Source organism: Amycolatopsis sp. NPDC050768 (assembly GCF_040654155.1).
Classification (GTDB): domain Bacteria; phylum Actinomycetota; class Actinomycetes; order Mycobacteriales; family Pseudonocardiaceae; genus Amycolatopsis.
This window is the reverse complement of record NZ_JBFAHL010000002.1, coordinates 409,457-421,421: the sequence shown is the minus strand read 5'-3', so window position 1 is coordinate 421,421 and position 11,965 is coordinate 409,457. Positions and strand designations below refer to the sequence as shown.

General features: G+C 69.9%; 7 protein-coding genes. 3 read left to right on the top strand and 4 right to left on the bottom strand.

Features of this window, described 5'->3' with window-relative positions; all coding sequences use genetic code 11:
* Positions 1 to 16: 16 nt before the first annotated feature.
* The 3 genes from AB0H62_RS09205 to AB0H62_RS09195 all read right to left on the bottom strand — a co-directional run bounded on the left by AB0H62_RS09205 (position 17) and on the right by AB0H62_RS09195 (position 4,437).
* Positions 17 to 2,329 (bottom strand): FdhF/YdeP family oxidoreductase, encoded by a 2,313-nt coding sequence (locus AB0H62_RS09205; protein WP_360585138.1) that lies wholly within the window; start codon positions 2,327 to 2,329, stop codon positions 17 to 19.
* A gap of 164 nt (positions 2,330 to 2,493) precedes the next feature.
* Positions 2,494 to 3,828, bottom strand: a complete 1,335-nt coding sequence (locus tag AB0H62_RS09200; RefSeq protein WP_220246978.1) for an MFS transporter — start codon at positions 3,826 to 3,828, stop codon at positions 2,494 to 2,496.
* Between the two features lie 171 nt (positions 3,829 to 3,999).
* On the bottom strand, positions 4,000 to 4,437 hold the full coding sequence (locus AB0H62_RS09195; RefSeq protein WP_220242902.1) for a MarR family transcriptional regulator: 438 nt from the start codon (positions 4,435 to 4,437) through the stop codon (positions 4,000 to 4,002).
* Between the two features lie 272 nt (positions 4,438 to 4,709).
* Here AB0H62_RS09195 and AB0H62_RS09190 point away from each other — a divergent pair, with 272 nt between their 5' ends.
* On the top strand, positions 4,710 to 5,573 hold the full coding sequence (locus AB0H62_RS09190; RefSeq protein ID WP_360585135.1) for a hypothetical protein: 864 nt from the start codon (positions 4,710 to 4,712) through the stop codon (positions 5,571 to 5,573).
* Between the two features lie 5 nt (positions 5,574 to 5,578).
* Positions 5,579 to 8,815, top strand: a complete 3,237-nt coding sequence (locus AB0H62_RS09185; RefSeq protein WP_360585133.1) for a cytochrome P450 — start codon at positions 5,579 to 5,581, stop codon at positions 8,813 to 8,815.
* A gap of 74 nt (positions 8,816 to 8,889) precedes the next feature.
* Here AB0H62_RS09185 and AB0H62_RS09180 read toward each other — a convergent pair whose 3' ends face one another.
* Positions 8,890 to 9,225, bottom strand: coding sequence for a hypothetical protein (locus tag AB0H62_RS09180; protein ID WP_220242899.1), 336 nt, complete (start codon positions 9,223 to 9,225; stop codon positions 8,890 to 8,892).
* A gap of 60 nt (positions 9,226 to 9,285) precedes the next feature.
* Between AB0H62_RS09180 and AB0H62_RS09175 the strand changes: the two genes are divergently transcribed.
* Complete coding sequence (locus AB0H62_RS09175; RefSeq protein WP_220242898.1) at positions 9,286 to 11,919, top strand: valine--tRNA ligase; 2,634 nt, start codon at positions 9,286 to 9,288, stop codon at positions 11,917 to 11,919.
* The last annotated feature ends 46 nt before the right edge of the window (positions 11,920 to 11,965 follow it).

Below are 11,965 nucleotides of genomic sequence, written 5' to 3'. Positions count from 1 at the left end.
CCGGACCGCGGAAGGGTCACGAGTGGTGGTGCGGCTCCAGCCGGACGACGACCGCCTTCGACACCGGCGTGTTCGACTTCTCCGCGACGGAGTCCAGCGGCACCAGCGCGTTGGCCTCCGGGAAGTAGGCCGCCGCGCAGCCGCGAGCGGTCGGGTAGGACACGGCGCGGAAGCGCGGTGCGCGGCGGTCGCCGTCGCGCCACTCCGAGACCAGGTCCACGATCTCGCCGTCGGCGATGCCCAGCTCGGCCAGGTCGTCCGGGTGGACGAAGACCACGCGCCGGCCGTCCTCGATGCCGCGGTAGCGGTCGGACAGGCCGTAGATCGTGGTGTTGTACTGGTCGTGGCTGCGCATCGTCTGCAGCAGCAGCCGGCCCGCCGGCACCTCCGGGTACTCCAGCTCCGACACGGTGAACGTGCCCTTGCCGGTGGCCGTGCCCGTGAACTCGCGGGAGTCACGCGGCGCGTGGGGAAGCACGAACCCGTCGGGCTCGCGTACGCGGCGGTTGTAGTCCTCGCAGCCCGGCACCACACCCGCGATGCGGTCGCGGATCAGGTCGTAGTTCTTCTCGAACGTGCGCCACGGCACGGCGTGGTCGGCGCCCAGCAGCCGCTCGCCCAGCCGGCAGACGATCGCGACCTCGGAGATCAGGTGCTCCGACGCCGGCTTGACCCGGCCGCGCGAGGCGTGCACCTGCGACATCGAGTCCTCGACGGTCACGAACTGCGGTCCCGACTCCTGCACGTCACGCTCGGTGCGCCCGAGTGTCGGCAGGATCAGCGCGGTGGTGCCGTGGACGACGTGCGAACGGTTGAGCTTCGTCGACACGTGCACGGTGAGCGAGCACGAGCTCAGCGCCTTCGCCGTGAGGTCGGAGTCGGGCGTCGCGGAGGCGAAGTTGCCGCCCATCGCGAAGAAGACCTTGCCGCGGCCGTCGCGCATCGCGCGGATGGCGTCGACGGTGTCCCAGCCGTGCTCGCGCGGCACGGTGATGCCGAACTCGCGGTCGAGCGCGTCCATGAACGTCTCGGGCATCTTCTCCCAGACGCCCATGGTGCGGTCGCCTTGCACGTTGGAGTGGCCGCGCACCGGGCACAGGCCCGCGCCCGGCTTGCCGATCATGCCGCGCGCCAGCGCGAGGTTCGTGATCTCGGAGATCGTGGGCACCGCGTGCTTGTGCTGCGTGAGCCCCATGGCCCAGCAGTAGATCGTGCGCTCGGACGTGGCGATCATCCGCGCGACGTGCTCGATCTGCGCACGCTGCAGGCCCGTGGCCTTCTCCGTCTCGGCCCAGTCGAGCTCGAGCAGGTTCTTCGCCCAGTCCTCGAACCCGTAGGTCGCGGAATTCACGAACTCCTGGTCGATGATCGTGCCGGGCGCCTCGTCCTCCCACTGCAGCAGCAGGTGGCCCACGGCCTGGAACAGCGCGAGGTCGCCGCCGAGGCGGATCTGCGCGAACTCGTCGGCCAGCGGGGTGCCCTCGCCGACGACACCGCGCACGTTCTGCGGGTTCTTGAACCGCATCAGCCCGGCCTCGGGCAGCGGGTTCACGGCCACGACCTTGGCGCCGTTGCCCTTCGCCGTCTCCAGCGCCGAGAGCATGCGCGGGTGGTTGGTGCCCGGGTTCTGGCCGACGACCACGATCAGATCGGCGTGGTGGATGTCCGCGAGCGACACCGAACCCTTGCCGATGCCGATGCCGGTGGACAGCGCCGAGCCCGACGACTCGTGGCACATGTTCGAGCAGTCCGGCAGGTTGTTCGTGCCGTAGGAGCGCACGAGCAGCTGATAGAGGAACGCGGCCTCGTTGCTGGTGCGGCCCGAGGTGTAGAACACGGCCTCGTGCGGGCTGGCCAGCCCGTTCAGCTCGCCGGCGACGAGGTCGAACGCAGCGTCCCACGAGATGGGCTCGTAGTGGGTGGCGCCCTCGCGCAGCACGAACGGCTCGGTGACGCGGCCCTGCTGGCCCAGCCAGTAGTCCGTCTTGTCCTGCAGGTCGGAGACCGCGTGGGTGGCGAAGAACTCGCGGTCCGCGCGGCGGCGCGTCGCTTCTTCCGCGACGGCCTTCGCGCCGTTCTCGCAGAACTCCGCGAGTTTGCGCTTCTCGCCGTCGGCCTGGAGCGGCTCGGGCCACGCGCAGCCCGGGCAGTCGAAGCCCGCGCGCTGGTTGAGCAGGCGCAGGGTGAGCGCGGTGCGCGTGGGGCCCATCTGCTCGATGCCGCGCCGGAGCGAGACAGCGACGCCGGGGATGCCGGCCGCGTAGGTCTTCGGCTTGCCCACCTTCAGGTCGGCTTCGTCCACGTCGTGTTTCGGCGCATCACGGTGCATGTGTCCATCGTGCGCTTCGATCATGGATTCCCCGACACGGGGTCTGGTTTTTCACACTTGAAAGATGCTGTTTGACCTGGATACCCACCCGTTCGGCTGAGAGGTTCGACCTTCGGAGTGACGACGGTCACTGATCGTGCCGTCGATCATCTGCGTCGGCGATGTCAGGCGCGCTGCGCCCGTTCGCGGCGTTCGGCCAGCTTCAGCCCGCGGTCGGCGACCGTCACGACCAGAAGCAGCGCGCTGATCACCACGAGCACGGCGCCGAGGTGGTGCAGTCCGGCCGAGTCGGCGCGCACGCCGTAGCACTGGGCGATCACGGTGGAGGCCACGATCGCGCCGAGGTACTGGGCCGTGCGGAACAGCCCGCTCGCGGTGCCCATGGTCTCGGCGGGCGACTCCCGGTAGAGCGTGGTCTGGTTCGCGACGCTGGTCAGGCCCTGGGCCAGGCCGAACACCGCGATCAGCCCGAGCAGCGCGCCCAGCCACGTCGTGTCGCCGACGAACAGCAGCGCGACCGAACCGGCCAGCAGCGCGACGGCGACCACCACCAGTCGTTTGCGGATCCCGGTCGCGCGGCCCGAGAACGCCGCCGCGCACACGGCCACGACCGACATCGGCAGCAGCAGCGCCCCCGCGATCGCGTCGCTGAAGCCGCGGCCTTCCTCGAGCCACTGCACGTAGCCGAACATGATCGCGTAGATCACCATGAAGCTCAGCGCCTGACGCAGGTAGGTGCGCAGGATCGGGGTGTTGGCCGCGAGCATCCGCAGGTCGATGAACGGCACCCGCGTGTGCAGCTCCGCCCACACGAACGCCGCGCCGACGGCGACGGCCGCCGCGAGCAGCCACAGGTCGCCGATGCCCGGCGCCATCAGGTAGCACAGCAGCACCAGCAGGGAGAGCGAGAACAACGCGATGCCGAGCACGTCGATCGGCTTCGGTTTCGTGGCTTCGTCGCGCACCGGCGCGTCCTTGGGGACCCAGAAGATCGCCAGCAGCAGCGAGGCGCCCGCGAGCGGGATGTTCACGGCGAAGATGGCCGGCCAGCCGAAGAGCGTGATCAGCACGCCGCCGAGCGTCGGGCCGATGACCATGATCGTCTGCGAGGAGAGCGAGAGCAGTGACAGCACGCGCGCGGGCACGCCCTGGCCCAGCGTGTCGGCACGCTTGCGCAGCACGGCCATCGCGGCGGGGAAGCCGGCACAGGTGCCGATGCCGAGCACCGCGCGCACGCCGGTGAGCCACTCGACGGAGAACGGGATCATGCCGGCGATCCCGGCGACGATCACCACGGACGCGCCGCCGAGCAGCACGCGGCGGGCGCCGTAGCGGTCCACGAGCAGGCCGACCACGGGCTGGCCGACGGCGGTGGCGAGGTAGAGGGCGGAGATCAGCCAGGCCGTCTTGCCGGGCCCGGCGCCGAAGCTCTGCCCGATCGGCACCAGCGCGACGGCGATGAGGGTGGAGTTGATGGGGTTCAGCACCGCGCTCGCCACCAGCGGGGTGACGAGTTTGGCACCGAAGTTCGCCGGTGCCTTTCGGGGTGTTGCGGTGGTCGTCACGGATCCTTCGTCCTGGAGATGTCGGGGAATATCGGGTGTCCTCCACGGCGTCCGCGCTGACGTCGGTGTTCGGGTCCCGGCGCTGATGCCGGGCACGCTGGATGATCAGTGCTCGGCGACGCGTTGCAGCAGGGGCAGGGCCTGGCGCACCGTCTCCAACTCTTCGGCGGTCAGCTCGGCCGCGAGCGCGTGGGCGAGCCACTCGTCGCGGTGCTGGCGGATCCCCTGCACGGTCTTCGCGCCGAGCTCGGACACCGACAGCACGGTCCGGCGGCCGTCGGCGGGGTCGCGCGAGCGGGCGAGGTAGCCGAGCGAGTCGAGCGCCGAGAGCGTGGTGGCCATCGACTGCTGCCGCACGTGCTCGGCGGCGGCGAGCTCACCCTGCGTCGCGGGGCCCTCGCGGTAGAGGCGGTTGAGCGCCGCCGACTGCGACGGCGTGAGGCTGTCGGCGTTGTCGACCTGCCGCAGCCGGCGGTGCAGCTGCGCGACGACGCCGCGCAGCCAGCCTGCGGATTCGGCGACGGGAGCGGGTACGGTGGCCATATCCACAGTTTAGGCTGTGTAGTCTGGCCTGTGCATCCCGCGAAGGGGCGACCTTGGCCACACCCGGTGACTTCGGTCTCCGCGGTCCTCGGCCGGGTGCGGACCGGGCAAGTGCGAGGACTCGGGACGAAGCGAACGAACGCGACCGGAAGCGGTAACGCCTTTTTCAGAAGCGCCATCAGCTGGATCTGATCAGTGTTTTTCACGCCGTTTCAGATGCAATCGTCGCTTGTTGACAACCCTTTGATCCACGCAGGACGATGAGGATCGCGGTGCTGTACTACGGCACCATTTTTTTGAGTCGGCTGATATGCGCGCCATTTCCGGAAGAATGGCGTGGTGGGGAGGCGCTGATGCCTGCTTGGACGCGGATCCGCCGCAGCCGGGCGGACGCGAGGGCTGCCGCGGAGACCGGACGCGGGCCTGGGTATGCGCTGGTCGCGGGTTGGTCGGGGATCCTCTTCGCGGCGTTGTTCACCGTCGCGCTGGTCCTGGTGCACCGGGCGCCGGGACTGACCGTGGCGGACAGCCAGTACGCGAATTTCTACGCCGACGGTGGTTCCGGTGCATTGGTGACCGCCGGCCTGTACATCGTGCCGTTCGCGGGGATCGTCTTCCTGTGGCACATGATGGCCACGCGTGAATTCATCGCCACCCTGCCCGGCACGCAGAACCGGGAAATGCCGCGGGCGCTTCAGTTGGCGTCCGGGGTGGCGTTCATCATCCTGCTGTTCTCGGGGATGGCGCTGACCGGGGCGATCGCGCTGCTGAAGCAGTTCTCGGTGGCGCCGCTACCGCCCGTGTACGTGGCGCGCGCGCTGAGCGCGGCAGGCTACGGGCTGGTGTTCGTCTTCGGTGCCCGCGTCGCCGGCATGTACATGATCACCACGACGACGCTGCTCAACGCCGCAGGTGTGCTGGCGCGCCCGCTGGCGTGGTTCGGCTACCTCTGCGCCGCGACTGTGCTGCTGAGCTGGACCTTCCACCCGATCTTCGCGCTCATCTTCCCCGGCTGGGTCTTCGTCGTCAGCGTCGTGGCGGTGGTCCGGGCCCACCAGGCCAAGGCGCGGACCACGCAGCCGAGCCGGGCCGGCGCCGTGACCTCGCCGGCCGAAGGGCACCTCTCCAAGGAGTGAACGCCATGACCACCAAGACCCCCATCGACGAAATCCCGGGCCCGCGCGCGCTGCCCTTCGTCGGCAACGCCTTCGACATCGACGCCCACAGCCCGTTCGAAAGCCTGATGGGGATGGCCAGGGAGTACGGCCCGATCTTCCGGCTGACCACACCCGGCGGCACGCGGCTGATCTTGTCCGGCGCCGCACTGGTCGAGGAGATCTGCGACGACTCGCGCTTCGACAAGGTGGTCAGCGGTGGTCTCGCGAACGTGCGGCAAACGGCGACCTCCACCGGATTGTTCACGGCCGAGACGGACGATCCGCTGTGGCACCGGGCGCACAACATCCTGATGAAGCCCTTCAGCCTGCAGTCCATGCGCGACTACGTGCCGATGATGCTGGACATCGCGGGCCAGCTGGTCGACAAGTGGGAGCGGCTGAACCCGGACGAGGACGTCGACGTGCCGGCCGACACGACCCGGCTGACGCTCGACACCATCGCGCTGTGCGGGTTCGGCTACCGCTTCAACTCCTTCTACCGCGAAACCCAGCACCCGTTCGTCGCGGCGATGATCCGCACGCTCACCGAGTCGCAGGCGCGGGCCCGCAGGCTGCCCATCCAGACCCGGCTGCGGATCCACGCGCAGCGGCAGCTGGACGAGGACCAGGCCTTCATGAACGACCTGGTCGACAAGCTCATCGCCGAGCGCCGCGCGGAGGGCGAGGCCGGCAAGAAGGACGATCTGCTCGGCCAGATGATCAACGGCGTCGACAAGAAGAGCGGCGAGCGGCTGCCCGACGAGAACATCCGGGCCCAGTGCATCACCTTCCTGATCGCCGGCCACGAGACCACGAGCGGCCTGCTGTCCTTCGCGATCTACTACCTGCTCAAGAACCCCGACGTGCTGGCCCGCGCCCGCGCCGAGGTCGACGAGGTGTTCGGCACCAGCGCCGAACCGACCTACGAGCAGATCCACAAACTGACCTACGTCCGGCAGGTGCTGAGCGAAGCGCTGCGGCTGTGGCCGACCGCGCCCGGGTTCACGCGCACGCCGTTCGAGGAGACCGTGATCGGCGACCGGTACTTGATCGAGCACGGCGTCCCGTTGACCGTGCTCACCCCGATGCTGCACCGCGACCGCAGCGTGTGGGGCGACAACGCCGAGGAGTTCGACCCCGAGCACATGGCTCCCGAACGGCTCGCGGCCCTGTCGCCCGACGTCTACAAGCCCTTCGGCACGGGGCGGCGGGCCTGCATCGGCCGGCAGTTCGCCATGCAGGAGGCCGTGCTCGTGCTCGGCATGCTCGTGCAGCGCTTCGACTTCATCGACCACCTGAACTACCAGCTCAAGACCAAGACGACGCTGACCATCAAGCCCGACGAGATGCACATCCAGGTGCGCCCGCGCCCCGGGTTCGTGCTGACCCGGCCCGGCGGTGCCCCCGCGGCACCGGCGAAGTCCGTCTCGGCTGCGCCGGCCCCGCGCGTCGCGCTCGCGCCGGACGCGCACAAGACCCCGCTGCTGGTCGCCTACGGCTCGAACCTCGGTACCGCGGAAGGCATCGCGACGCGGCTCGCCGGCGAGGGGACCGAGCGCGGCTACGCCGTGACCCTCAGTGCGCTCGACGACGTCGCGGACGCGCTGCCTGCCCAGGGCACGGCCGTGATCGTCACGTCGTCCTACAACGGCACGCCGCCGGACAACGCCGGCAAGTTCTGCGACTGGCTGCGCGGGCCCGGCACCGCGAAGGACGCCGCTGCGGGGCTGTCCTACACCGTGTTCGGCTGCGGCAACACCGAATGGGCGGCCACCTACCAAGCGGTGCCGAAGCTGATCGACACCGAGCTGGCCGCGCACGGCGCCACCCGGCTGCACGCCCGGGGCGAGGGCGATGCGAACGGCGACTTCGACGCCCAGTACCGCACCTGGCACCACGGGCTCTGGGCCGACGTGGCCGCGAGCGCCGGCCTGCCCGAGAGCGCGGCCGAGCCGGCCACGACGGGCCCCCGGCTATCGATCACGCTGGTCAACCGCCAGCTGAACAACCCGGTGATCATGTCCTACCAGGCCCAGCCGGCCCTGGTGCGGGTCAACCGCGAGCTCCACGCGCCCGACGGCGGGCGGTCCACCAAGCACATCGAGGTCGCACTGCCCGAGGGCGCCGACTTCCACGCCGGGGACCACCTCGGAGTGCTGCCGCGCAACCACATCGACCCGATCCGCCGGGTGATGCAGCGCTTCCAGCTCGACGGCGGCATGTACGCGACGATCATCCCCAACAGCGGAGACCACACCCACCTGCCCGTCGACGAGTCCGCACCGCTGCTCGGCATCCTCGCGAGCTGCGTCGAGCTGCAGGACGTGGCCACGCGGGCCGGCATCGAGGTGCTCGCCGGCTACACCGAGGACCCCGCCCAGCGCGCCGAGCTCGAGTCGCTGGCCGGGGACGACGAGGCGTCCCAGGCCCGCTACCAGGAGCGGGTCTTCACGCCCCGGCGGTCGCTGCTGGACCTGCTGGAGGAGTTCCCCGCCTGCGCCGTGCCGTTCGGCGTCTACCTCGACCTGCTGCCTCCACTGCGGCCGCGCTACTACTCGATCTCGTCCTCGCCGCTGACCGACGCGAAGGTGGCCAGCATCACCACGGGTGTGCTGCGCGCCCCCGTGCGCGGTGGTGGCGACACCACGTTCTCGGGTGTCTGCTCCAACTACCTGGCGGGCAGCCCCGACGGCAGCACGGTGTTCGTCTTCGTGCGGCGCCCGACGATCGAGTTCCGGCCACCGGACAATCCGCACACCCCGATGATCATGGTCGGGGCCGGGACGGGGCTCGCACCGTTCCGCGGGTTCCTGCAGGAGCGGGCGGAGATGCGCGCCCAAGGCGTGCCGATCGCCGAGTCGTTGCTGTTCTTCGGCTGCCGCAACGCGGACCAGGACTTCCTGTACGCCGACGAGCTGCGCGAATACGACCGCCAAGGCGTCGCCAAGCTGCACGTCGTGTTCTCACGCGCCCCGGTCGACGGGCGCAAGTACGTCCAGCACGAGATCGCGGCAGCGGGCGACGAGGTGTGGCGGCTGCTGCAGGACGGCGCGGCGGTGTTCGTGTGCGGCAACGCGAACACGATGGCGCCGGGCGTCCGAGCGGCCTTCACCAAGTTGTTCGCCGAGAAGACGGGCACCGGCGAGGCCGACGCACAGGCCTGGCTCGCCGGGCTTCGCGCCTCGAACCGGTACGTCGAGGACATCTGGGGCGGCGGCTGAGCGCAGGCCGCACTGGCGGCCGTTCGCCGCTGGTGCGGCCCTCGCTCGGGGGCGCGGCCTCGGGGCCCGCCTGGTCAGGCCGGTGGTGTGCCCGTGAACGCGGAGGTACCGAGGCTCACCGCGAACCAGAACTCGTTGACGCCGTGGCCCTGGAGCTGATGGACGATCACGGCGGCCGCCAGGAGCAGGACGAGGCCGCCGACCGCGAGGACACCTGGCCAGCGGCTGGGAGTGCGCGCGCCGTAGCCGTAGCCCGCGGTGACGCCGGAGCGGCGTTCGCGCTTGCGGCGCTTCTTCATCTCCTTCTTGGCACCCAGCCAAGCGTCGAGCTCGGCGTGCTTGCGCCAGTTCGGATCGACGAGGTCCGGGTGCGTCTCCATCCGGTCGTCCGGATCTTCCGGTCGCGTCATCCGTGCACCGCCTTTCCCCCTGAGCAACCCCGCCGGAGCGGGTTCGTAGACTTGTCCATTGTGACCGAGAACGCTCCGCAGCAGAAAACCGACCTTCCGGGTGCCTGGGACCCGGCCGCCGAAGAAGCACCCATGTACGACCGCTGGGTAGCGGCCGGGTACTTCACGGCCGACGCTTCGTCGGAGAAGCCGCCGTTCTCGATCGTACTGCCGCCGCCGAACGTCACCGGCAGCCTGCACATGGGCCACGCGCTCAACCACACCCTGATGGACGCGATGAGCCGCCGCCGTCGCATGCAGGGCTACGAGGTGCTGTGGCTGCCGGGCATGGACCACGCGGGCATCGCGACGCAGAACGTGGTCGAGCGCCAGCTCGCCGGCGAGGGCCTTTCGCGCCACGACCTGGGCCGCGAGAAGTTCGTCGAGCGCGTCTGGGAGTGGAAGGCCGAGTACGGCGGCAAGATCCTCGGCCAGATGAAGCGCCTCGGCGACGGTGTCGACTGGTCGCGCGAGCGCTTCACCATGGACGAGAACCTGTCGCAGGCCGTGCAGACGGTGTTCAAGAACTTCTTCGACGCCGGGCTCATCTACCGCGCCGAGCGCATCATCAACTGGTGCCCGCGGTGCCAGACGGCGCTGTCGGACATCGAGGTGGACCACAGCGACGACGACGGCGAGCTCGTGTCGATCCGCTACGGCGAAGGCGACAACGCCATCGTGGTGGCCACGACCCGCGCCGAGACGATGCTGGGCGACACCGCCGTGGCCGTGCACCCGGACGACGAGCGCTACGCGCACCTGGTGGGCACCGAGGTCGAGCTGCCGCTGACCGGCCGCAAGATCCCGATCATCGCCGACAAGCACGTGGACCCGGAGTTCGGGACCGGTGCCGTGAAGGTGACCCCGGCGCACGACCCGAACGACTTCGAGATCGGCCGCCGGCACGACCTGCCGATGCTCACGATCATGAACGAGCGCGCCGAGATCACCGCGCGGGGCCCGTTCGAGGGGCTCGACCGGTTCGAGGCGCGGCCCGCGATCGTGGCGGCGCTGCGGGAGCAGGGCCGGATCGTGGCGGAGAAGCGGCCGTACGTGCACGCCGTCGGCCACTGCTCGCGCTGCGACACCGTGGTGGAGCCGCGGCTTTCGCTGCAGTGGTGGGTGAAGGTCGAGGAGCTGGCGCGTGCGGCGGGTGACGCGGTGCGCGACGGCCGCACGAAGATCCACCCGGCGGAGCTGGAGAAGCGCTACTTCGACTGGGTCGACAACATGCACGACTGGACGATCTCGCGCCAGCTGTGGTGGGGCCACCGGATCCCGGTCTGGTACGGCCCCGACGACCAGGTCGTGTGCGTGGGCCCGGACGAGCAGCCGCCCTCGGGCGAGGGCTGGACGCAGGACCCGGACGTGCTGGACACGTGGTTCTCGTCGGGCCTGTGGCCGATGTCGACCATGGGCTGGCCGGCGCAGACTGATGATTTGGCGAAGTTCTATCCGACCAGCGTGCTGTCGACCGGCTACGACATCCTGTTCTTCTGGGTCGTGCGGATGATGATGTTCGGCGTGCAGGAGATGGACGGCGTGCAGCCGTTCGACCACGTGTACCTGCACGGCCTGATCCGCGACGCGCAGGGCAAGAAGATGTCGAAATCGCGTGGGAACGTGATCGACCCGCTCGAGTGGATGGACGCCTACGGGGCCGACGCCACCCGCTTCACCCTCGCGCGCGGCGCGAACCCGGGCGCGGACATGGCGCTGGCCGACGAGTGGGCCGCGGGCTCGCGCAACTTCTGCACGAAGCTGTGGAACGCCAGCAAGTTCGCGATGATGAACGGGGCTTCGGTCTCGGCTCCGTTGCCCGCCGCGGCGGAGCTGACCGAGGCCGACCGCTGGATCCTCGGCCGCCTCGGCGCGCTGGTGTCCGAAGTGGACGGCCTGTTCGAGGACTTCCAGTTCGCCAAGGTCGCGGGCGCGCTGTACCAGTTCACGTGGAACGAGCTGTGCGACTGGTACCTGGAGCTCGCGAAGGTCCAGCTGTACCAAGGCGATGACGCGCGCGTTTCGGCAACGCGCTCGGTGCTCGGGCACGTGCTGGACACGGTGCTGCGTCTGCTGCACCCGTTCATCCCCTTCATCACCGAGAAGCTGTGGATCGCGCTGACCGGCGGTGAGTCGCTGGTGATCGCCTCCTGGCCCACCGCGCCGGAGGGCTACGCCGACGCGGTGGCGGACGCCCGGATCGCCGACGTGCAGAAGCTCGTCACCGAGATCCGCCGCTTCCGCGCCGACCAGGGCCTCAAGCCGGGCCAGAAGGTCGCCACCCGGCTGTCCGGCGCGGGCTTCGACGCGGTCTCCGGCCACGACGACGCGATCCGCTCGCTGGTGCGCCTGACGCCGGTTTCCGCGGAGTTCTCGGCGAGCGCGTCCCTGGAGGTCGCCCTCGCAGGGGGCGTGGCCGTGGTGGAGCTCGACCTGTCCGGCACCATCGACGTCGCCGCGGAGCGCAAGCGTCTGCAGAAGGACCTGGGCGTGGCGCAGAAGGAGCTCGCGCAGACCGAGGGCAAGCTGGGCAACGAGTCGTTCATCGCCAAGGCGCCCGAGCAGGTCATCGAGAAGATCAAGACTCGCCGGGCCACGGCCGCGGCGGACATCGAGCGCATCGAGTCGCGGTTGGCGGCGTTGCCGGCTTCGTGAGGTTTGGCTTGACGGTGGCGTCCGGTGCTTCTCGCACCGGGCGCCA